At 66.3% G+C, this 23,150-nt stretch carries 13 protein-coding genes, 3 tRNA genes and 4 pseudogenes; 11 read left to right on the top strand and 9 right to left on the bottom strand.

The window, feature by feature from the left end:
* Positions 1-6 precede the first annotated feature (6 nt).
* Both KK483_RS10335 and KK483_RS10340 read right to left on the bottom strand, forming a co-directional pair.
* Complete coding sequence (locus KK483_RS10335) at positions 7-2,439, bottom strand: FdhF/YdeP family oxidoreductase (protein WP_262004930.1); 2,433 nt, start codon at positions 2,437-2,439, stop codon at positions 7-9.
* Between the two features lie 92 nt (positions 2,440-2,531).
* Positions 2,532-3,053, bottom strand: a complete 522-nt coding sequence (locus tag KK483_RS10340) for an SRPBCC family protein (protein ID WP_262004931.1) — start codon at positions 3,051-3,053, stop codon at positions 2,532-2,534.
* Between the two features lie 146 nt (positions 3,054-3,199).
* Here KK483_RS10340 and KK483_RS10345 point away from each other — a divergent pair, with 146 nt between their 5' ends.
* Positions 3,200-4,396: a MalY/PatB family protein gene (locus KK483_RS10345; protein ID WP_262004932.1), complete on the top strand. Its 1,197-nt coding sequence runs from the start codon at positions 3,200-3,202 to the stop codon at positions 4,394-4,396.
* Positions 4,397-4,836: 440 nt separating this feature from the next.
* Here the strand turns inward: KK483_RS10345 and KK483_RS10350 are convergent, their stop codons facing one another.
* Together KK483_RS10350 and KK483_RS10355 are read right to left on the bottom strand one after the other, a co-directional pair.
* Positions 4,837-6,897, bottom strand: a complete 2,061-nt coding sequence (locus tag KK483_RS10350; protein ID WP_262004933.1) for a phosphocholine-specific phospholipase C — start codon at positions 6,895-6,897, stop codon at positions 4,837-4,839.
* 804 nt (positions 6,898-7,701) lie between these two features.
* Positions 7,702-8,778 (bottom strand): LacI family DNA-binding transcriptional regulator, encoded by a 1,077-nt coding sequence (locus KK483_RS10355; protein WP_262004934.1) that lies wholly within the window; start codon positions 8,776-8,778, stop codon positions 7,702-7,704.
* Between the two features lie 625 nt (positions 8,779-9,403).
* On the opposite strand from KK483_RS10355, the gene KK483_RS10360 reads away from it, so the two are divergent.
* From KK483_RS10360 to KK483_RS10380, 4 genes and pseudogenes are all read left to right on the top strand, one after another.
* Entirely contained in the window at positions 9,404-9,772 is a 369-nt protein-coding gene (locus KK483_RS10360) for a hypothetical protein (protein ID WP_262004935.1), read from the top strand.
* A 499-nt stretch (positions 9,773-10,271) separates the two neighbouring features.
* Positions 10,272-11,119, top strand: a pseudogene (locus KK483_RS35485) (IS5 family transposase).
* Between the two features lie 426 nt (positions 11,120-11,545).
* Complete coding sequence (locus tag KK483_RS10375) at positions 11,546-12,805, top strand: alpha-L-fucosidase (RefSeq protein WP_262004938.1); 1,260 nt, start codon at positions 11,546-11,548, stop codon at positions 12,803-12,805.
* A gap of 536 nt (positions 12,806-13,341) precedes the next feature.
* Entirely contained in the window at positions 13,342-14,229 is an 888-nt protein-coding gene (locus tag KK483_RS10380; RefSeq protein ID WP_262004939.1) for a LacI family DNA-binding transcriptional regulator, read from the top strand.
* Between the two features lie 112 nt (positions 14,230-14,341).
* Here the strand turns inward: KK483_RS10380 and KK483_RS10385 are convergent, their stop codons facing one another.
* Both KK483_RS10385 and KK483_RS10390 read right to left on the bottom strand, forming a co-directional pair.
* On the bottom strand, positions 14,342-15,526 hold the full coding sequence (locus tag KK483_RS10385) for a LacI family DNA-binding transcriptional regulator (RefSeq protein ID WP_262004940.1): 1,185 nt from the start codon (positions 15,524-15,526) through the stop codon (positions 14,342-14,344).
* Positions 15,527-16,583: 1,057 nt separating this feature from the next.
* The gene (locus KK483_RS10390) at positions 16,584-17,252 is read right to left on the bottom strand and encodes a hypothetical protein (RefSeq protein WP_262004941.1); all 669 of its coding nucleotides are present in this window, start codon (positions 17,250-17,252) and stop codon (positions 16,584-16,586) included.
* A gap of 60 nt (positions 17,253-17,312) precedes the next feature.
* Here KK483_RS10390 and KK483_RS10395 point away from each other — a divergent pair, with 60 nt between their 5' ends.
* The 6 genes and pseudogenes from KK483_RS10395 to KK483_RS10415 all read left to right on the top strand — a co-directional run.
* A complete protein-coding gene (locus KK483_RS10395; protein ID WP_262004942.1) occupies positions 17,313-17,618 on the top strand; it encodes a helix-turn-helix domain-containing protein in 306 nt (101 codons plus the stop codon).
* Between the two features lie 15 nt (positions 17,619-17,633).
* A pseudogene (locus KK483_RS10400) lies at positions 17,634-17,903 on the top strand (winged helix-turn-helix domain-containing protein); the annotation flags it as partial.
* Entirely contained in the window at positions 17,788-18,891 is a 1,104-nt protein-coding gene (locus KK483_RS10405; protein WP_262009424.1) for a M4 family metallopeptidase, read from the top strand. The pseudogene KK483_RS10400 and the gene KK483_RS10405, both read left to right, overlap by 116 nt.
* Positions 18,892-19,077: 186 nt before the next feature.
* Positions 19,078-19,381, top strand: a pseudogene (locus KK483_RS35490) (transposase); the annotation flags it as partial.
* Between the two features lie 155 nt (positions 19,382-19,536).
* On the top strand, positions 19,537-20,931 hold the full coding sequence (locus tag KK483_RS10410; protein WP_262004943.1) for a hypothetical protein: 1,395 nt from the start codon (positions 19,537-19,539) through the stop codon (positions 20,929-20,931).
* A gap of 240 nt (positions 20,932-21,171) precedes the next feature.
* Positions 21,172-22,383: pseudogene (locus tag KK483_RS10415) on the top strand (IS701 family transposase); the annotation flags it as partial.
* A gap of 286 nt (positions 22,384-22,669) precedes the next feature.
* Here KK483_RS10415 and KK483_RS10420 read toward each other — a convergent pair.
* From KK483_RS10420 to KK483_RS10430, 3 genes are all read right to left on the bottom strand, one after another.
* Positions 22,670-22,746 (bottom strand) — tRNA-Ile (locus KK483_RS10420).
* Between the two features lie 189 nt (positions 22,747-22,935).
* Positions 22,936-23,008 (bottom strand) — tRNA-Asn (locus KK483_RS10425).
* Positions 23,009-23,013: 5 nt separating this feature from the next.
* Positions 23,014-23,086: transfer RNA gene (locus KK483_RS10430), tRNA-Asn, on the bottom strand.
* Positions 23,087-23,150: the final 64 nt, after the last annotated feature.

The following is a 23,150-nucleotide window of genomic DNA, read 5'->3' on the forward strand; positions in this document are numbered from 1 at the left end:
CCGCCGTCACCGCGGGGCGGCGCCGGGCCCGGTGTCTGCCGGCTCTGTCGGCTCTGTCGGCTCTGTCGGCTCTGTCGGCTCTGCCTGCTCTGCCTGCTCTGCCTGCTCTGCCTGCTCTGCCTGCTCCAGCGTGACGACGATCGCCTTCGACGCCGGCTGGTTGCTGCTCTCGGCCACGCTGTCCAGCGGCACCAGCACCTGGGTCTCCGGGAAGTACGCCGCGGCGCAGCCGCGTGGGGTCGGATAGGGGACCACGGTGAAGGCGCTCGCGCGGCGCTCCACGGTGTCGTCCCAGACGCCCACCAGGTCGACGGACTGCCCTTCGGCCAGGCCGAGTTCCGCGAGGTCCTCGGGGTTGACCAGCACCACCCTGCGGCTTCCGTGGATGCCCCGGTAGCGGTCGTCGTCCGTGTAGGGAACGGTGTTCCACTGGTCATGCGAACGGAGGGTCTGCAGGACCAGGTGCCCCTCCGGGACGTCGGGGGCGGCCCAGCCGTTGCGGGTGAACAGCGCCTTGCCCGCCGGGGTGGCGAAGACCCCTTCGTTGACCGGGTTGGGCAGCCTGATGCCGCCGGGGCGGACCACCCGCCGGTTGAAGTCGTGGAATCCCGGCACGACATGGGAGATGCACTGCCGGATCGCCCCGTAGTCGGCCTCGAAGCGGTCCCATGGGATGTCCGCCTCGCCGTCGAGGGTGCGGCCCTCGCCGTCGAGGGTGCGGCCCTCGTCGAGGGTGCGTCGGGCGAGGCGGCACAGGATGGCGACCTCGCTGAGCAGGAGCTTGGAGGCCGGCTTCAGACGCCCGTTGGACGTGTGGACCTCGCTCATGGAGTTCTCCACGGTGACGAACTGCTCGCCGGCGGACTGGATGTCCCGTTCGGTGCGGCCCAGCGTCGGCAGGATGAGCGCGGTCCGGCCGCAGACCGTGTGGGACCGGTTGAGCTTGGTGGAGATGTGGGCGGTCAGCCGGCACCGCCGCATGGCCTCCTCGGTGACCGCGCTGTCCGGAGCGGCCCGGACGAAGTTGCCCGCGAGCGCGAGGAACACCTTGATCCGGCCCTCGTGCATGGCCCTGATGGCGTTCACCGAGTCCAGCCCGTGGGCGCGGGGCGGATCGAAGCCGAACTCCCGCTGCAGCGCGTCCAGGAACGTGTCCGGCATCTGCTCCCAGATCCCCATGGTGCGGTCGCCCTGTACGTTGCTGTGTCCACGCACCGGGCAGGCGCCGGCTCCGGCCCTTCCGAGGTTTCCGCGCAGCATCAGGAAGTTGACGATCTCCCTGATGGTGGGGACGGCGTGCCGGTGCTGCGTCACCCCCATCGCCCAGCAGACGATGATGCGCTCGCTGCGCAGGACGTCGTCCCGGACCTCCTCGATCTCCCGGCGGCTCAGTCCGGTCGCGGTGAGGACGTCGTCCCAGTCGACGGTGCGGACGTGGGCGGAGAACTCGTCGAAGCCGCTGGTGCTGGAGCGGATGAAGTCGTGGTCGAGCACGGTGCCCGGCCGGGCGTCCTCCGCCTCCAGCAGCAGCCGGTTCAGACCCTGGAAGAGCGCGAGGTCGCCGCCGCTGCGGATCTGCAGGAACCGGTCGGCGATCTGCGTCCCGGGGCCGATCACCCCGCGTGGCTTCTGCGGGTTCCTGAACCGCAGAAGCCCTGCTTCCGGGAGGGGGTTCACCGCGATGATGCGGCCGCCGTTGAGCTTTGCCTGCTCCAGTGCGGAGAGCTGGCGCGGATGGTTGGTTCCGGGGTTCTGGCCCACCAGCAGGATCAGGTCGGCGTGGTGCAGGTCCTCCAGGCCGACCGTGCCCTTGCCGGTGCCCAGGGTCTCGTGGAGGGCGAAGCCGCTGGACTCGTGGCACATGTTGCTGCAGTCGGGCAGGTTGTTGGTGCCGAAGGCCCTGGCGAAGAGCTGGAGGACGAAGGCGGCCTCGTTGCCGGCCCGGCCCGAGGTGTAGAAGACCGCCTCGTCGGGGGTGTCCAGTGACGTCAGCTCCTCGGCGAGCAGCCCGAGGGCGTCGTGCCAGCTGATCGGTTCGTAGTGGTCCGCGTCCGGCCGTTTGACCATCGGTTCGGTGAGCCGGCCCTGCTGGTTCAGCCACAGGTCCGATCGCCGCCCGAGCTCGGAGACCGGGTGCCGGCGGAAGAAGTCGGCGGTGACGCGCCGCGACGTCGCCTCGTCGTTGATGTGCTTGGCGCCGTTCTCGCAGTACTCGTTGCGGTGCCTGTGGCCCGGGGCGGGGTCCGCCCATGCGCAGCCGGGGCAGTCGATGCCGTGCACCTGGTTGACGATCAGCAGTGTGGTTCCGGCACGCCGCACCGAGGTCTCGTCCAGGGAGTACGCCAGCGCGTGCCCCACCGCGGGCACTCCCGCCGCCCAGGTCTTGGGCGGGGTCACGGTGAGCCGTTCCTCCGGTTCCTCGCTCGGTGGCTTCTTCATCAGAAGGGTCCCTCGCTCTCCGGTGCGCGTTCTCCAGTGCGCGTTCTCCGCCGGTACGCGTTCTTCGGTACGCGGATCAGCCGGTACGCGGATCAGCCGGTGGGCCAGCGTGCGACCCGGCTTCTCGGCGGCTCGGGCTCCGCCGGCTGTACGTGCCCGTTGCGGATGGTCCCGCGCCAGGCCCCGCCCGCTTCGCCGAGGCCCTCGATGAACTCCTTGAAGTGCCCGAGTTCGCTCCGGACCACACGGCGCGTGACCTCGCGGGACGCGCCCATGAGGAGGGCGGCGGCGCCGCGCGGCCCCACCTCCATGCGCACCGTGACCGTGGTGCGGTCCGGTGCCGTGGGACGGAACGACACCTCGCCCCGGTGGGAAGTGCGCCGGTCGAGGCTCTGCCAGGCCACACACGAGTCCGGCCGCTGCTCCACGATCTCCGCGGTGAACGCGCGGCGCACCGGGCCGCACCCGATCACCCACCGGGTGACGGTGGGCCTGACCTGGTCGACCCTCTTCACCGCCGACATGAACCGCGGGAAGCTCTTCAGCTGGGTCCACTGGTCGTAGGCGGTGCGTACCGGGACAGCGATCTCGACGGTTTCCTCGATGGTGTGCATGGCCCACCCGACTCCAGACGCCTGTCCACTCAGTGTCACCGCCCGAGCGGCGCGCTGCCATGTGGATCTCTGCTCCGGTTCGGAGTTCCCCTGGGCCGCGTCCCGCCTCTCGCGCCCCCTGCCTCCAGCGTCTACGTTGGGACACTGTGCCGCGTGACACAGGTGCGCCGGTCGGCGCCAATCCGCTGCGTCAGCTCTCCCTGGAGCAGCTGCGGCAGCGGACGAGCATGAAGTGGCGGACGTATCCGCAGGACGTGCTGCCGCTGTGGGTGGCCGAGATGGACGTGCCACTGGCCGAGCCGGTCGCGCGCGCGATCACCGACGCGGTGACGCTCGGTGACACCGGCTACCCGGTCGGGACGGCGTACGCGGAGGCACTGGCCGCCTTCGCCCGCGAGCGCTGGGGGTGGGACGGGCTCGCCGTGGAGCGCACGGCGATCGTGCCCGACGTGATGCTGGGCGTCGTCGAAATGCTGAAACTGGTATCCGGCCCCGGCGATCCCGTCGTCGTCAACTGCCCCGTGTACCCGCCGTTCTACCTGTTCGTGGGCAGCCTGGGCCGTCCCGTCGTCGAGGCGCCCCTCGGGCCGGACGGGCGGATCGACTTCGCCGCGCTGGAGGACGCGTTCCGGCGGGCGGCCCTGCGCGCGGACCGCCCGGTGTATCTGCTGTGCAGCCCGCACAACCCGACCGGGACCGTGCACGGTGCCGACGAGTTGGCGGATGTCGCACGGTTGGCGCGGACGTACGGTGTGCGGGTCGTGGCCGACGAGATCCACGCCCCGGTCGTGGCCGCGGGCGCGCCGTTCGTGCCGTACCTGAGTGTTCCCGGCGCGGGCGACGGGCTGTCCCTGATGTCGGCCTCCAAGGCGTGGAACCTGGCCGGGCTCAAGGCCGCCCTCGCCGTCGCCGGGCCCGACGCGGCCGACGACCTCGCCCGGCTCCCCGAGGAGGTCGGCCACGGACCGAGCCACCTCGGCGTCATCGCCCACACGGCGGCCCTGCGCGACGGGGGCGACTGGCTCGACGCCGTCCTGTCCGGCCTCGACGACAACCGCCGCCTGCTGGCGGAGCTGCTGACCGAGCATCTGCCGGCCGTCGGGTACACGCCCGCGCAGGCCACCTATCTGGCCTGGCTGGACTGTCGCGGCCTGGGCCTGGGCGACGACCCTGCCGGCGACTTCCTGCGCCGGGGCGTCGCCCTGAGCTCCGGGATCCCCTTCGGCACGGGTGGCGCGGGCTTCGTCCGCATGAACCTGGCCACCTCACCCGAGCTGATCACCGAGGCGGTCCGCCGCATGGCGACCGCCGTTCCCCGGGGGCGCGCAGCGCGTCGGGGGTAGCCGGCGGAGGCTCTGCCGACGTGAAGGGACCCATCGCGCGGGGAGATCGGCCGACGGCACGGAGACGGCGGCTCCGGCCGGCCGGTCTCCACCAGGGTGCGGAAGTCGGCGCCGTACGAGGCCGGCGAGGCCGGGCCCGGCATCACCGTGCCGGGCCGCGCCCCACGATGTCTGGGCGAAGCGGGCGTTGGCCTGCTCGACCGCCTGCTCGGCCAAACAGCCGCGGCGGTCCGAAGGTCCCGTCGTGGCTTGAGGGTTGGTTCCATGAGTCGCCGGGTCTTCTCCCAGCGGCCCACGCCGCGGCCGCCGGTGAAGGTGAGCTGCGGCGTGACGGTGCGGTCCGCCTCGGGCGGCTGCCGTCCGTCTGCGACTGGCGCGGGTGACGGACGGCAGCGCGCACGGCTGCTGAGTACCGCTGCTGAGTACCGCGGACGAGCGGGTCAGACGGTCTTGATCGCCGGGTCGGAGACGCCTACGGCGCCCGTTTCCACATGGCCGGCGAAGCGGCGCAGGAAGGTGGTGTCCATGTCGGAGACGACCTTGACGTCGTACCAGCGGCCCGTCGTGCCCAGGTTCACCGTGGCGGAGACGGTGGCACCGGGGTTGACCTTGTAGGTCTGGGCCGTGCCGCCGTAGGCGTTGGTCACGGTGAGGTTGACCGCAACGGTGCCGGGGTTGGTCAGGGTGAGGGCCAGGTTGCCGGTGGACGTGGTGTGGCGGGCCGTGACCTCAGGGCCCGCCTGCATCGTCGGGCCCCTCCACGTGCGCAGGAAGCCGTTCGGTCCCCACACGGTGAGGTCGATCCGGTTGCCGGTGGCGGCGCTGGTGCTCCACGTGTCGGCGAGGGTCTTGCCCGCCTCGACGGTGTAGGGCCAGGGTCCGTCGGTGCGGTTGCCGGAGGTGCTGTGGAAGTGGGCGCCGAGGGTGGGGCCGCTGTGGAAGGTCAGGGTGAACTTGCCCGTGGCGAGGGTGCGCACGCCGTCCACGTACGGGGTGTAGCCGAGCGGGCGGGTCGGCTTGGAGCCGGCTTCCTGCTTCGGCAGGGTGCCCGTGGCCGGAGGCACCGGGCGGTAGGCGGAGGGCTCGTCGTGGTTCGGGGGGACATAGCCCGCCGTCGAGGGGAGGGCGGCCGGTGTGGCGTCCGCACGGCTGAAGTCGAAGGCCGAGGTCAGGTCGCCGCAGACCGCGCGGCGCCAGGGAGAGATGTTGGGCTCCTGCACGCCGAAGCGCTTCTCCATGAAGCGGATGACGGAGGTGTGGTCGAAGGTCTCGGAGCAGACGTAGCCGCCCTTGCTCCAGGGCGAGACCACGATCATCGGGACGCGCGGGCCGAGGCCGTACGGTCCGGCGGTGAAGCCGCTGCCACCGGGGTACAGGTCCTTCGAGACGTCCGCGGTGGACCGGCCCCAGGCGGTGGAGGCGGGCGGGTACGGGGGAACGACGTGGTCGAAGTAGCCGTCGTTCTCGTCGTAGGTGATGAACAGCGCCGTCTTCGCCCATACCGCCGGGTTGGAGGTGAGCGCGTTGAGGATCTGTGAGATGTACCAGGCGCCGTAGTTCGAGGGGAAGTTCGGGTGCTCGCTGAAGGCTTCCGGCGCGGCGATCCACGAGACCTGGGGCAGCGTGCCGTTCGCCACGTCGGTGCGCAGGTGGTCGAAGTAGCCGTCGCCGGCCTTGGCATCGGTGCCGGTGCGCGCCTTCTCGTACAGGGGGCTGCCGGGCTGTGCGTTGCGGTAGTTGTTGAAGTACAGCAGTGAGTTGTCGCCGTAGTTGCCCCGGAAGGCATCGCTGATCCAGCCCCAGTGGCCGGCGGCGTTCAGGCCGTCGCCTATGTCCTGGTAGACCTTCCACGACACCCCTGCGGCCTGCAGTCGCTCGGGGTACGTCGTCCAGCCGTACCCCGCCTCCTTGTTGTCCAGTACCGGGCCGCCGCCGGTGCCGTCGTTGCCGGTGTGGCCGGACCACATGTAGTAGCGGTTCGGGTCCGTGGCGCCGATGAAGGAGCAGTGGTAGGCGTCGCACACGGTGAACGCGTCCGCGAGGGCATAGTGGAACGGGATGTTGTTCCGGGTCATGTAGGCCATGGTCGCGTCGGTCTTCGCAGGGACCCACTTGTTGTACTTACCGCTGTTGTACGCCAGTTGACCACCGGCCCAGTCGTGGTTGAGGCCCGCCACGAACCGCATGCCCAAGTCGCTGACCTGCGGGTTGAAGGGAAGGATGTCCTTCGTCCCGTTGGACTGGTAGAAGACCGATCTACCGTTGTCCTGGAGGACCGGCCGCGGGTCGCCGAAGCCCCGTACGCCCTTCATCGCCCCGAAGTACTGGTCGAAGGAACGGTTCTCCTGCATGAGAACGACGATGTGCTCGACGTCCTGGATCGTGCCGGTGCTGACCTCCGCCTGGATGGCGGCGGCTCGCGCGATGCTCTCGTTCAGCATCGTGACAGCGGCGGTGCCGCCGGCGATCTGCAGGAATCTACGGCGGTTGAGTTCCGTCATGAGTGAAGACCTCTGCGGGTGAGGGGGAGCCAATGAAGTACCCCAAGGACAACGGCCCCGGAATACCGGACGACGATCCTTGTCCGGCACCCGGCCGTACAACCGGAGAACGGAAGCTGCTCAGCCTGGCATCACCGTTCATGTCGACGACGCCATGGACCTCCGCTGGATCGCTCCACCGGCGCCCCGCTGCGAGGCCGAGCAAGGCACTCCGGCCCGGTGGAGATCATCGAACACCGCAACGGGATGGTCAATGGGTGACCGCCCAGTCACACAGATCCGCACCCACAGCCGACGGCTGCGCCTTCCGGAGCTCCGGCCGTCGACCGTTCTCCCGGCGGCCGGAACGTACCCCCGGAGGGCAGTCCATCAGGCAGCGGGCCCGGAGTTCCGGCTCGATCGGGGGCCGTTAGGACAGATCCATGCTTTCCGAGGAGCTCCGCCGGGCGCGGGCCGAGGAGTCCGGGGTTGCGGCAGTAGCCGCAACGCCAAGCAACCCTGGCAGAACACGGTGGTGACGAGGCGGCCCGGCCAGTCGCAGGTGGGCTCCCGGACCAGCCTCCGATGCGCATCACGCCGGGACCGTCGCCCGCTCTTGGAAGTGGGTGCGCTCATCCTGCTCGCCCATGACGACGTGCCCTTCGACGACGCCGGAGTTCCAGGGCAGGGTCAGGCCGGCGATGACGGCGTTGCGGTCCCGTCGATGGCGGCCGCGAGAGCATGGAGGCTGGGGGCTGCGATGCGGACGGGACGGGTATCCGGTACCAGCGGTCGTACGGTGGCGCGCTACGCCCACAGCACCATCTATGGGCCGGACATCTGTGGTCCCGATGTGGATGCTCGAATGTTCAGGCGAGGCAGCAGAAGGAGTTCCTGAGGAACGTGCTCGCCGTCCTCACGCAGTCGCCCGACCAGGCGCGTGGCGGCGATCCTGCCGATCGCCCGGCGGGGTGGGGCCACTCCGGTGAGCGGGATGGCGAGGAGGTAGCCCCAATCGTCATCGTAGGTGACGATCGCCAGGTCATCGGGGACGGACAGCCCTCGGTGCAACGCGCGTTGCAGGAGCAGAGATGCCTGCCCATCGGGATGGGCAATGGCTGCAGAGACACCGGCTGAGCGGGCGGAGTCCAGGAAGGCATCGATCTCCTCCTCCACCTCGTACCGGGCATCCGTCACACGGGGAACGTCCCGCGGCAGGCCGAACAGAGCTGCGGCTGTGTCGAAGCCCTTGACGATCCAGGGTGTCGTCGGGGTCGAACAGGCCAGCAGGCCGATCCGACGGTGGCCGATCTCCGCGAGGTGGCGCAGCGCCTTCAGGACGCCTCGTTCATGGTCGGAGGCGACCCGGTCCAGGTGGTCAAGGCCGGCCATCGGAGTCGGCCGACGTTCCACGATGACGGCGGGGACCGGGAGTTCCCGGAGCCACAGGGAGGCGTCGGCCGAATCCAGCAGCGAGGGCGGGGGCGTCAGCAGAAATCCGTGGACACCACCGTCGAGCAGCCGCTCGACCTGCACACGAACGTCGTCGTGGTCGGCGACGACCACGCTGAGCCGGGCGCCGCACTCCTCGGCCACAGCCTGGGCGCCTTGCTTGACATACCAGTAGTACAGGGTGAGGTACGGCACGACCATGCCCAGGGAGAGCCGTTGATTCCTCTGTTGCCGCTTCGCCCTGGTCGCGGAACGGGCCAGGGGCACCGTGCCCGGCAGAGTCACGCCACCGTATACGCGCGAAACGAGCCGGTACTCGGTCAGCACGGCGATATCACGTCGCACCGTCATCGCCGACACGCCGAATCTAACGGCGAGATCGGCGACCCGGGCAGAGCCCGTACGGTGCACCTCCTCGAGGATCTGACTCTGCCGAGCCGTAAGTGTCATGAAGTCCCATCCTCCGCTGAGGACCGGCTACCGCGCAGACAGGCTGCGCGCTGATGCACCCAGGCGGCCTGGGGACCCTCGGTACCGAGCGGTGTGTGCAGTGTTGTTCGGTTGGAAGGTTTCGTTGACCGCGCCTTTTGCGACGGGGAGCATCTACAACAGAGCCGGGACGTTCCGCACTGTGCCGACGTAAATGACCAAACCGTCATGACGGTTTGGTGACGACAGGTTCCCTTTGCCGTCGGGTAGCACCGCACTTTCACGGTGCTACCCGACGGCAAAGGGGGTAACGGCTTGTGCCCCAGGTGGGGCTCGGGCCACACACAAGGAGTGTTGGACCGTGTTCGTGAAGAGGCCATTCCGGTGGTGCATGGGAGCAGCATCGATGCCACGGCGGATGGTGCCGCTTCGCGCCTGGGCTCAGCTCGAACGCTGCCGAAGTGACGAGCAGCGGATGCCCGATCAGCTCTCATCTCACACCCACACCACAAGAATACATCCGATGTATCGAAGGCAACTATCCCTCACGCAACCGTAAAGATCAATTCTCAACCAAGGAAGGGATGCTCATCCATGACTCCAACACTCAGATGGAGAAAGCTACTTGTGGCTGGGGGTGGTCACGGTGGGCACACTGGTGACCGCCCCCGCCGCTTCGGCCGCCTTCGGCCATCCATCCGACCAAAGCGCATGCTCGCTTGGCTCCGGACCGGTCTTCATCAGCGGCGCCCTCTTATGCGCCCCGCGCGCCGGAGCCGAGGTCTGGTGGGACGGGAGAGTCTCCGATCCGGCCTGGCACTACCTGATGGGCCGCCTCGACGGCTCGGCCCACGACTTCGCCTGCTACAGGGAAGGCGCACCGCACAGTGGCGGCAACAACATCTGGTACTACACCTGGAGCAACGAAGCGCACGCCACGTACGGCCTCGGGTACGTCAAGTCCACCGACGTCTACGCCGGGATGCACCCGTATCCAGGACTGAGACGCTGCTGAGCCCGGACTGAAGCGGCGCCGGGGCACTGCGGATCGACTGGTCGCGGGAGGTAATCGGCTCCTCCCATGGCCGGGCCGCTCACAGTTCCGCGCGTCGAGTTCATCGATGGCTTTGCGGACGAGCATCTCGGCGTCGCGGTCGTCGAATGCCGGGGGTGCGTATGCCGACGTTCGCACCGGCCGGGAGTGCCTGAGGCGGCAAGGGCGAGACGCCGCCTGCGCCTGGCAGTTCGGCGGCATCCAGGGAGCCGGACGATGCGGGCGGCCCGGGTGAGCGTGCCGAAAGCGGTCTTTCCTGCGTTGCGGGTAACCGGGGTGTGACCACAATCCCGCAGGACGGCACGGTAAAGACAGAGAGTCCGTGAGCGGCCCACTCAATCCCGACGGTGAGGCCGCAGCAATCGCCGGGGCGTTGAAGCGGCCCGACCTCTTCGCCGTGTCCACACCGGTAAGCGCCGAACACCCACCGCCGTGCCGTGCGCCGCCGGCGTCCCGGCTGTTGCCGCTGTTGCCGCTGTTGCCGCTGTTGCCGCAAAGCATCAAGCCTGGCCGTCCGCCGGTGTGGACGCGGCGGCAGCTGATGGACGGCAAACGGTGGCGGACCATGACCGGTGCCCCTGGCGCGACGTGCCGGAACGCTACGGCCCCTGGGACCGGGTCTACGACCCGTTTCGCCGCTGGCAGCGCGATGGCACTTGGGCCAGGATCGTCACCCAGCTCCAAGCCGAGGCCGACGCGAAGGGCCTGATCACTTGGGAGGTGAACGTCGACTCCACCGTCTGCCGGACCCACCAGCAGGCCGCCGGGGCGGTGAAAAGGGGGACCTGCAGAAGGAACCACCCGGCGGCATCGGCGTCGAGCCGGCCGACCACGCTCCCGGACGCTCCCGGGGCGGGCTGACCACCAGATCCACCTGGCCGTCGACCAGGGGCAGAAGCCGCTGTCCGTCGTGATCACAGCCGGTCAGCGGGATGACTCGCCACAGTTCGAACCGGTTCTGGAAGCGATCCGGGTGCCCCGGCTCGGTCGGGGCCGCCCCCGCACGCGCCCGGACCGGGTGAGGGCCGACAAGGCGTACGACTCCCACAGTAACGGGCCTACCTGCGAAGACGCGGGATCAGGCCGACCATCCCGGTCCCCGCGTACCGGGTCCGCAACCATCAGAAACTCGGCTCCCGAGGCGGCCGGCCACCGACGTTCGACAAGACCGACTACAAGCAGCGACACGCGGTCGAATGCGGGATCAACCGGCTCAAGCGCCACCGGGCCGTAGCCACTCGGTACGACAAACTCGCCGTCCGCTACGAGGCGACCGTGCTGGTCGCAATCCTCAACGAGTGGCTGTGACCAGCACTTTCAGAACAGACACTAGGCCCGGCTGACCGTCTCTTCACCATCGGCGCCACAGTCCAGCGCGGAAATCGACGTCAACGGCTGGTACGGCACCGGTACGTGCTACTCCAACAACATCTGCTTCGACGGACATCCCCCTCGGTGACCCAGCGAATTGATGCCTGGAGCTGGGGCGAGGGGCAGCCCCGCGCCGACGCCATGTCGCACGCCCCGGCAGGGACGGTGGCGACACCCAAGCTCCCCAGCACTTCCCTCCGGAGTCCAGCGTCACGCTGACCTGGAACACCTCCACCGACAACGCCGTGTGTCACCGGAAACGGCGCCCAGTTGGTGCCACGGCACCGCCCCGTCGTCCAGCCGGGGTCCCCTTCCATGCCCATCGCGCCCTCTCACGGCCTGGAGCAAGAGGAGCACACAGAGATGAAACAGTCGTGGTTCGCCGAGGCCAAACTCGGCATTTTCGCCCGTTGGGGAATCTCATCAGTCCGGGCCATACCTCACCCCCGCACCTCCGCACCACGCCAGATCTCGTATCTGGAGTACATGGAACAACTGGACGGGTTCACCGCTGCGCGCTACAACCCCGAGGCCTGGGCCGAACTGTTCGCCGCCACCGGAGCCAAGTACGCGGTGATGACCGCGAAAGACCATGACGGAGTGGCCCTGTGGGACACCGCGTTCACGGAACTGTCCGTAACCACAGCCACCCCGGCGGGCAGAGACCTGATCCGCCCCTTCACTCAGGCATTGCGCCGACGGGGGCTCCGCGCCGGACTGCATTTCTCGCACCAAGACGGGCATCTTGCCTCCCAGACGACAGCCCGCCCCTCACAGCTCCACCGGCCGGCGGCCCAAAGCGAGCCAGCGGCGCCACAGAGCCAGCACGATGTGGGCCGGCAGGCTCGCACGCAGCGTGCCCGCATGGTCGACCGCCGGCAGATCCGCGAACTGGTGGAGAACTACCAGCCGGACCTGCTGCGCTTCGACAGTACACAGGAGCACGGCCAGGAACGGTTGTGGGCGAATCAACTGCCAGACATGATCCCGGCCCTCGGTCATGAGGCTGTCGTCATCGGGCGCCGAGATACTGACAGGGGCCGCGACACACCGGAGCTCAGCACACCGATCATCCCCCCCGACGGGCCCTGGGAACTGTGCTACCCCCTCGGGGGCATAAGCGGCCACCACCCCGCCACCGCACACCGCCCGACCGTACACGCGCTCATACGCGTCTTCGCAGACACCATCGGCAGCGGCGGCAACCTCCTGCTGGAGACCAGCCCACGAGGAGACGGCACGATCCCTCCCGAGCACACAGCCCAGCTGACCGCACTGGGCAAGTGGGTCCGCCGCAATCACGAAGCCATCTACACCACCACCGGCCTTCCCTACGGACACTTCGACGGCCCTTCAACCCTCGCAAAGGACCGCCGAACCCTGTACCTCATCTGCACCCAAACACCGCACGGCTTCATCGAACTACGAGGGCTCCGCAACACCATCCGGCGCATATCCGTCCTCAGTACCGGAGCAGCACTCCCCTACCACGTGAACAACGGCCTGCCCGATTGGGGCATCCCTCGCATCATTCGTATCAAGCCGCCCCCGGCTCCCAACGTCGTCGCCGTCGAGCTCAACGGTGAACTCGGACTCCACCAGAGCCATGGGATCACCGGTTAGCCGCCGGGGTTCAGGTCTTCCGTTGCGGACCACATACCCCCCGGCTCAGCCATCGGCATCGCACCGAGCCAGGATCCGGCCTCGCGGCGGAGTCCGAGTCCCTCATAACAGGGTGCACTGACGCAGCGTCAGATTCCTCTGACAGTACGCCGCGATCGGCAGTACGCGGTCCTCAGTGGCAGGCGCCACGACCGGCCCTTGCGTACCGGGACGACTTTGATGCTGTGACCACACCAGCCACGACAAGATCATCTGGTCGCTGAACGCTTAGCCAAGATCAGCAACCAGCATGGAAGACCCCTACGTAGGCGAGCAATACATTCCAGGAGGACCGTGTTGACTGCGGAGACAAGTGCCCTGTCGAAGGCCGACGAGCAGCACGCCACGACACGCGACCCGCTCGACAATGCCGGTCGGCTCAGAGCCGCAATCCCGCGTGCGGTGACCGAGAAGTGCGCCGGCCCACCGGCCGGGGCCAAAGTACTGCTCGCAGCAGGCAAGTTGAGCCACTTCGTCAGCTCCACACAGGCCAGGACATGAAGGACGACCTGAACAACAGCCTTGTGCTGGTACTCAACGGCCTCGGCCTCGGACCGTGCCTCTTCGACATTGCCTCCGGGATCGAACAGCAGTCGGCAGCGGAAGGCATCCACTGTGTTCTCGCCACTACGCATGGGATCCATGAGCGTGAGATCGCCGTGGCTGCAGAGATGGCCAGTCAGGGGGTTGGCCTCGTGGCCTTGATAGGGAGCACCCGGGACACGGAGGACTACCGGACAAATGTAGCCGCGTTGGCCCGCGAGCTCGACGCGGCGGGATCCCGACTCGTGTTGGCCGGGCGGCCCTCCCCAGGTGCCGACCTTCCCCTCACAGTGGTGGACTACGACAACGAGGGCGGCGCTTTCTCGCTCACCAGCCATCTACTCTCCGCCGGTCACGAGCGCATCCTCTTTCTCGGTGGCGGTGAGGACACCACCACGGCAGCACGTATCACCGGGTACTGCAGGGCAGTGCAAGCCTACGGTTACACACCCGATCGCGAATTGGTCGCGGCCCCCGGCAATTGCAGCCAGTTGGGCCCGAATGGAGTCCGAGCGATCTTGCGAGGTATGCCGTCCGACGTCACCGCGGTCTTCGCCTGGGACGATGAGCTGGCTGTCTGCGCCATCACGCAATTGAAGGCGGATGGGGTACCAGTCCCTGAAGAGGTATCGGTGGTCGGCTTCAACAATTTACTCCCCTATGCCGAGCACCAGCGCCCCGCACTCACGACCGCGCACGTCCCCTTCTTCGACGTGGGCCGCCATGCCGTGAAGCTGGCCGCACATCGAGAGGAGCCGGGCCTGCGCCATGCCCAACAAGTGACGCTCGGCACACACGTCGTGTTCCGCGACTCAGTAGCCGCAAGGGTAGCCCGATGCTGATCCGTTGGGCTGCCGCGGGTACAAGTGGAGGAGCAACACTCCAGTGGCTACAGATCAGATCGGAACATCTGCACTCCGCCTCCGTGCGACGCGAAATGAAGGTCGCGCTTCCTCACAACCGATGCCGGCCGTCGATACCTCTGCCAACCCCGGCTCGCGGCCCTGCCGCCGGCGGGCGGCAGGAGGCCCGGATGCGGAGCTCGGGAGCGAGGGCCAGATGCTGCCGTGGCACGGCGTCCGCGGGGTTATGGGCCGTCTCTCGCATACGCTGGTGCAGCAATTTTACCGCCGACTGCCCAACGTGGTAACTGGGAAGGGCAACCGCAGTCAGAGGGATGCCCAAGAGGGCAAAGGCCACCTCATCTCCGTAAGTGATCAGCGAAACATCCCCGGGAACGTGAATCCCCCGAGACTGCAGGCTCTCCATCAGCGAGATCGGCTCGCTGTCGACAAACACCAGAGCCGCGGATACCTCGCGCTTGCGGACCGCCTCGGCCAGGCGGTCCGCAACCGCCTCACACCCAGTATCAGGACCGTCGGTGGGGGAGCCGAAAGACATCACCAGAGGGTGGGCCATCTCCAGCGCAGGCCATACGCTTTCGTAGCCCATCCGGATCTGCGCCCCGGTAGAGTCACCGCGGTCTCCGACCAGCGCGACACGCTCGTGACCGAGCGAGGACAGATACTCCATCGCCAGCCACACCCCGGACGCCTCGTCGGTGCACACGTAATCCAGCCGAGCCGTGTTCGCGCATGGGACCCCGGTGCGCTCCACGAGGACGGTGGGAACTTCGAGCTCCCATCCGGCCGAGTCCTGACGGCTCGCCCCGGTCTCCCGATCGAGCGTCAACAAGAGCCCGTCGACCCCGCTTTGGATCATCTGCTCGATGTGGAGGTCAGTGGTCTGGGCGTATCCGGAGAAGCCGAGGACGAGTCGTCCGCCGGCTGAGGCGGATGCCTGCCGGGCACCGCGAATGATCTCGTCGAAGTACTTCCTCGTGCGGGGCACGACCATCCCCGTCACCGGGCCGGCTGAAGATGCGTCTGCCTGCGACCCGTTCCATGCTGCCTGCCGTAGGCGCTCGCCTATAGACAGGCCGTCAGGCCAGGCGACGACACCCCTCGCACGGTTCACGAGGCCGCGGTCGGCGAGGGCGGCTACATCACGGCGGGCTGTGGCCACAGAAATGTGCAAGTGATCGGCGAGCTCCACAACGCGCACCACTCCACAGGATTTCACAAGATCGAGGATCTGCTCATGGCGCTGATCCATCGTCAACTGCAAGACACCAGCCATGGAGCCGCACCGTACTCGGTCAACAGCCCGCTCGCTGCCAGAAATCCTGCATTAGCCGCCTGCCTTGTGAGCGCTATGAGCGATTCGGATGCTTTTGAATCATCTGCAATATTTTCGCTCAGCCAGCATTCCATGACGAACCGGGGGAAGCTGTCAGATACCAACCCGGCGACGCCGTACGCCTCCGCGAGGGAAGCATGCCGATGCACCGCGACCACGTTGCAGGCGGCCGGTGCCTCTGCGGATTCACGGAGTCGTGAACACAGAACGTTCCGAACACTCCCCCGGCCACCGGACTGGGAGAGCGCCTCAATCACGAGCAAGAACGAACTGTCGCCCTGAGGCATGGCAGGGTACTACCGCGCAGAGGGTACGTTCACCAGCGGCGTGAACGGCCCCGCAGATCATGGAATCCCACGAAGCCGCTCGCGGCCTTCCCAGGGGGTGAGCCGCGGAAGACCCAGCCAGGCCCGACGGCGGATCGCACGTGCTGCCACGGGACTGCTGTCGGATGGCCGGCAATCCGCCGTCGTGAGCGATGCAGCCGTCCCAGCCCTGACCCACCCTTGCGCGGTCGCCCCCGCCCTCTCTCCCCTCACCACCACACACACGCTGCGGGACCGCGAACCGCACGCACCAAAGGGCCTGGCCGTGATCACTCCGAAGACGAAACGGTCCCCTTCACGGCCCGTTGGCGGTAGGCACTGCGGGAGATCGCGAAGCCGTTGATCGCGCCGCCGAAGGTGCGTCGCCAAGGCTGCGGGACACGACCGCCCTCAGCCGAACCAGTCCTGCAGGAGCGAGTCTCGCCTTGCCGCGACGTCCCCTCCCTCTGCCGCCGGCCACCTGTAGGACTCCCCACCAGCGCACTCCCGCCGGGTGAAACGATCAAGGCCGATCCGGAAACGGCCTGCCGTCCGAGCAAGACACCCCCGCCTCAAGCCCTCAACTCAGCGGGGCCATGGAAGGAACGGAAGACAGGCGTAGCAGCCGGCGGGGCAGGGCAGCACCCTCCCACTACACATTGAGCGATATGCGCGACTTGACGCTTAGTGCATCACATGTCACTCTTCAATCTGACGATCAATTCCTGTGCCTGGGCGACTGAGTCAGCCAAATAGTCCACACCGCAGGAATCCGACGGCCCCACCTCGCCGACATCGCCTTCAAACCTCGCACCACTGGTGGCAAACCCCCCTTCGGCATGCTGATGCGCTCTGAAATCATCCGCGCATGGCCCGACCACCCGCCCAGGGGGTCCTCCACGGATCAATCCACCGTCCCTTGGCCCGCTGAGGCCGACGAAGGCCCTGGTTGTTTCACCTTCCAGGACGCGGAACTCATCTCCCGCACTCGGATCGGCCCGGACACCGTTCTCCTCCTCCTCACCCAGCGTCCCGCGAAAATCACCCTCCAGGAGCCCGGCCACGTTCTGCAGTTCGGTCTCGACAACGAAGACAGTAAAACGATCCGCAGTGTGGACGGAAAAACACAGGGCATGGGGGTCAAGGTATTCGATGACTTCCTCTACGGAGAGGTATGGCCCGGCCATCGAAGAGAAACACTGAACGTCACCCAACTCGCAAACAGGCTCTGCGGAAACAATCCCGACTCCGCCTCCTTCGCTTTCCACATGCTCAACCCGCCCGCCCGTCTGGTCATCGATCTCACGCAACTTCCCATAACGGCTTGAAAATCCAGAGGCCGTAATCTTGAGCCTGACCATCTGGGAATAGATCCACTCTCGTCAGCAGCTCCGTTGAGGAGCTGGTGTCCTGCGCCGGAAATGGCGAAACTACCGACCTTCAAAGCGTGGTGTCATACGGGCGGTCTGACCGATGAACGGCGGGCCTTCCGCGAGAAGTTGCGGTTGCAGGCGGCCGAGCGGTTCAGGCAAGGCGACGAGAACACGGGCATCGTTCACGACCTGCGGGTCAGCGTCCGGTCGGTACAGCGGTGGCGCAAGACTTGGTCAGGACGGGCGCCGAGAGCTCTGGCCTCGAAGGGCCCGGCATCGCTGCCGCTGCTCAGCGACGAACTGTTCACCGTGCTGGAGCGTGAGCTGGCCCAGGGCACGGTGGCACATGGGTAGCCGGACCAGACCTGGACCCTGTCACGGATCAAGACGCTGATCGGGCCCCGCTTCCACAAGAGCTACACCGTGCGAGGGGTGGCCGCCCTGCTCAAACGGCACGGCTGGAGCTGTCTCGGTCCATGTCGCCACAAGCCCGAGAAGGGACATCTGCATCGTGAATACTCCGTTGCGTACCTCTCCCCCGCCTTTCTGCACGATCCTGCCTCCTCACCTGCTAGACAGGCTCTTGGAGGCCGACGACCCCGTGGTCGCCGCGCATGCGCGGCGGACCCTGGAGCATGACGCCGTCCACCGCACCCGTCGCCGCGTCACTACCGTGTGTGGACCAACCGCTATATCAAGCGTCGCGGTCGCCGATACAGCGCAGTGCACGATCTATGACGCAGCGCACCAGAAGAGAACCCCGGGGACGGAGGTGAACTTGGCAAGCTCCGGGGCTGCCGGAGATGCAACCGCCCTGAGAGCCCACACCGGGCTCAACGCTACTCTCGACCTGTACCTCACGGTCTACGGACGCCGCTCCATCGACAACGACGGGCTACCGCTCAACGCCACCGTCCGCTACGGCGAGAAGTACGACAACGCCTTCTGGGACGGCGAACAGATGGTCTTCGGCGACGGCGACGGCAACCTATTCCTCGACTTCACGATCCCGTTGGACATCGTCGGCCACGAACTGACGCACGGAGTAACCCAGTACACGGCGAACCTCACGTACTACGGCCAACCAGGCGCCCTCAACGAATCCCTCTCGGACGTCTTCGGCTCACTGATCAAGCAGTACGCGCTCGACCAGACCGCCGGCCAGGCCGACTGGCTCATCGGCGCAGGCCTGTTCACCCCCGCAGTCAACGGCAAAGGCTTGCGCTCCCTAGCCGCCCCCGGCACCGCCTACGACGACGCGCAACTCGGCAAGGACCCCCAGCCAGCGACGATGAGGGACTACGTTCAAACATCACGCGACAACGGCGGCGTACACATCAATTCCGGGATCCCCAACCACGCCTTCTACCAACTGGCCATCACCCTCGGCGGCAACGCCTGGGAACGCGCCGGAACCATCTGGTACACCACCCTGACGAGCAGCGAGCTGGCCCCGGACGCCGGCTTCACCGACTTCGCACGGCTGACAGCAACCACGGCACGCAACCTGTATGGCGACGGCAAAGAGGCCCAGGCCGTCCTGGAATCATGGCAAAAGGTAGGCATCGAGCTTCCTCCAAGTTCACCGCTCCGAGCTGCAGCCGTGGAACCGCGGATGCCCCAGTGATCGACGGACCAGGTCCGCCTTCGAAGTGACCTTGCTGAGAAGAGGCACGACGCGAGTGTCACCACTGTTTGTGGGACGTGGCGGTCTTCTCCTACCTGATCACGATCACGCGAAAGGTCAGGAGCCGGCTGAAGCAGCGTCCGGCGGTCGGTGCCGCTGCCGAGGCTGATCGCCGAACTCCCGTAGCTCGGTGGCCCGAGCGTGCTCGTCTGGGACAACTGAACGCGCAAAAGGCCGCCGGACTACGGGAGTTCACCGAAGCCCGGAACTGGCTGACTATCTGCTACCTGCCGCCCCACGCGCCCGACCTCAAACACTTCGAAGGGATCTGCTCCCTCCTGCGCCGACAGCTGGCTCTCCAACGTCGCCTTCAGCACTCACATACCTCGTCCAGCGCATCCGACGCGGTCTACGTCACATCCAATTCGGCAGCGAGAACATAGACGGCTGCCTCGCCGAGACCGGCCGCAGGTGGAGGCCAGCGGGGTAGGGGTGATGTCAATCGGAGAGTCCTTCCCTTGGCATCGCTCATGAGCGATTTTCTTGTCACTTCTTCACGGCTGACCGGGATACAGCATCCGGACAACCGAATTCCACAAAACAGAAGCACCGTCCGCGAAGCGGGGTAAAGAGAGGCATATTTCAATGGCAAATACCTGGAAAGAAATTTGGGACGAGCTCAGCGTGACACACGTTCCTGACGACTGGAACATGCCGGACTGCGGCAATGACCCTCTCAAGATGGTCAAGTCTGCTGCAGACCATATTACGACCGGGCTCGGCTCAGTATTCAGCGGGTCTGCACCAGACTCTGCGAAAAAGGCCATGGATTTCGCATCCATCCCCGAGACAACGATGGACGACCTGGCGGTTGCAGTAAATGCTGACGGTGTACTGACGGGGAGCAAGGTGAGCTTCGGCAAGCCGGCCGTAAGTCCGGGACCTACGGAAATCACATATTACGTGGCGGCTCAAACAAGCAGAGCGGCCGAGCTCCACATGAAAATACGAAACAAAGGAAGGGCGTTAAATTTCACCGATACATACCAGGGACTCATCGACGAAGGTGTCATTTCTGAAGACGACCTGCCGCACCTCTTGAAGGTGAACCCGATGGCTCGATCCGCAGTAGGGTTCCCCTTGGGGGAGAAAACCTACTTGGAAGGTCTCGGATACGTCACAAATTTCCTCTGGGACATAACAGACGGACTCCACTCCATGCTCTTTTCGACATCCGGGGAAGTTCGTGCAAAAAGGGCGGCCGGACTAATCCAGAGAATCCCCGAAGAATACAGGAAGTCAGTTCTGACGTTGAGCACAAAGGACCCGAGCGCCGCAGAGAAGGTCACCTTGTCGAAGGCGATAGCCATACACCAGTACTTGGTTGACCAGAAAGAGGGACGCGCAGAACTGTTTACGGTAGATTTCAAACTTCCATCAACTGCTCCGCACTCGCTAGTGGCTTTGGAATGGATCCTGAAAGGGGCTGTCGGCCTGCTGAAGTTGGCATTCGACACGGCATCCTGGGCCATCAATGCCGACATATCGGGCGCCATCAAGAATGTGGGGGAAGTCACCGAGCAAGATATTCTCAACATGGAGAAAATGGTAAGAGATTCTTACACGGAAAGTAAAACGACAGCATGGATCGCGAACGACACGAGTATTAATCGCGACCTGAAGTGTCTCGATAGAAAGATTTTCATCGGCACCACAAAGGATGACTATGCGCACTACTCTCTAGAGAAAGGGGGATCCGCCGGAACATACCTTGTGAAGCGTGATGGCAGCTTCCCTCTTTCGGTGCAGGAAACGCTATTGATAATTTCCCGAACCGGCTCCTTCAAATACATGCTCACGATACCGAAAAGCGTGACGAGTCATTTCGTAAAGGTGTCGTTGGTGCGCGAAGTTCTGGGGGAGGAACCGGAAGGGCAGGAACTGGACCAACTTGATCCTTCCGCGAGTCCTGGAGTGTCAAGGGAATTCACTGCACGTCCGACGGATTCAGCCTTGAGGATCATCTGCACGGTCGAGTAATAAAAGCTGCGGGAAGACCCGGGAGATGGGTAGAGGCGGCAATTCTATCCATCTCCCGGGCTCACGTTGGTTGCCTCCTAATACTCCAGATGTAGATCGTGATCTTGCTGGTCGGGGCGGGTACGGAGACGGGTGCGGCCACCGTTGATCATCGTGACTTGTGTGGACTTACGATGAAAGACGGTGGCCGCAGGTCACAGGATAGATCCCGTCCGTTGGCGGGAGGCGTTCGAGGTGGCCATGGGCCGGATCGTGGGCCGGTTCACCCGGGTCGAACCCGGGCTGCGGGCTGGGCGGTTGGTGCTGGGCCTGCTGTCGGACCTGCCGCGGAAGAACTGCTGGACGATCGCGGAGTGGGCCGGGGAATCGATCCCGCACGGCATGCAGCAGCTGCTGTGCCGGGCCTCCTGGGGCGCGGATGCGGTCCGCGATGACGTGCGCGAGACGTCGTCGAGCACCTCCATGACGAGGCCGCGGTGCTGGTCGTGGACGAGACCGGGGGAAGGGCACGCACACCGTCGGGGTGCAGCACCAGTACACAGGCACGGCCGGGCGGATCGAGAACTCCCAGGTCGCGGTCCATCTCGTCTACGCGGGCGAGCGGGGGCACGCGGCGGTGGACCGGGAACTGTACCTCCCGCGCTCCTGGACATGTGTCCCGGACGGCTGCCGGGCCGCGGGGCTCGGCGAGGACACCGTCTTCGCGACCAAGCCGGCACTGGCCCGGGTGATGATTGAACGGTTCCTGGGCGCCGAACACCAGGTGGGCTGGGTCACGGGTGACGAGGCCGCCCTGGAAGAACGCGGTCTGGGTTATGTGCTCGCGGTGGCCTGCTCGACCGAAGTGACCACCGGCGCAGGCACGTTCCGCGCCAATGCCCTGGCGTGGAAGGTGCCCAAGCGGGCCTGGCAGAAGCGCTCCGCCGGGCCCGGCGCGAAGGGACAGCGGTTCTACGACTGGGCCGTCATCGATCTCGCCGACCCGGCGCCGGGCCACTGCCAGATGCTGATCCGCCGCAACCGCACCACCGGTGAACTCGCCTACTACCGCTGCCTTCACCCGAACCGGTGCCGTCGGCCACCTTGGTGAAGATCGCGGGATCCAGATGGCGAGTGGAGGAAACCTTCCAAAGCGAAAAAGCGCTCGCCGGCCTCGATGAGCACCAGGTCCGCCGCTACCCCTCCTGGATCCGCTGGGTCACCCTCGCGATGCTCGCCCACGCCTTCCTGGCCGTGGTCCGCGCCGACGAACACACCCGCCTGACAACTGAGGACCTGGTCCCGCTCTCCTGCAACGAGATCCAGCGCCTGTTCAACACCGTCGGATCCAGCGCCTGTTCAACACCGTCGGATCCAGCGCCTGTTCAACACCGTCGTCGGAGGGGCGGGTGTACTCGTACCCAAGAACCGTACACGGCAGCCAACCAGGGACCACGGGATGCGGTATCCGCTCTTCCCCCACCCGATCGTGACCGATCCACCTCCTTACCGGCTGATCAGAACCAGCAGGTCATCACGAATGGCCCCGGCTACAGACCGCGCCACACGCAGGAGCCGTGGGATCGCCGTGGAATCCTCGAAATGGCTCCATATCCCCACTCCACCTAGATACGCAGGTCAAGAACGCACAAGCCCGGCGAGCAGAGCAGGGGCGCCCGTTTCACCACACCAATGAGAACCGAGCCGCACGCGAACCCAACCCCTCCAGGGGCGTTTCTGCAGGTCAGAACGTTTTTCTTGGTGGGGCGGGTGGGACTCGAACCCACGGCCGACGGATTATGAGTCCGCTGCTCTAACCGGCTGAGCTACCGCCCCTAACGGCGCGTCGCGCACATTTGTGCGCGCCGTCTGCCGCAGCATAGCCGCTCATACGATCTCCTGCCTCGGCGGGCGGCTTCGCTGTGCCCATGAGGACTTCGCTGCCGGCCGTGCGGTTCCGGCGGGCGGCGAAAAGCCGGGTCAGGGCATGAAAAAGGACCCCTAGGGGGTCCTCTTCCGCTACCGCTCCCCCGGCTGGACTCGAACCAGCAACCCTCCGGTTAACAGCCGAATGCTCTGCCAATTGAGCTACAGGGGATCGCGCTCCCCCGACTGGACTCGAACCAGTAACCTGCCGGTTAACAGCCGGCTGCTCTGCCAATTGAGCTACAGGGGAATGTCGCGTGTGCACCGAACGTACCTCCCCCGGACGTCCCGGGCGGCGCTCGCTCGCTGCGACA

The organism is Streptomyces sp. FIT100, from assembly GCF_024584805.1.
In the GTDB taxonomy this organism is placed as follows: domain Bacteria; phylum Actinomycetota; class Actinomycetes; order Streptomycetales; family Streptomycetaceae; genus Streptomyces.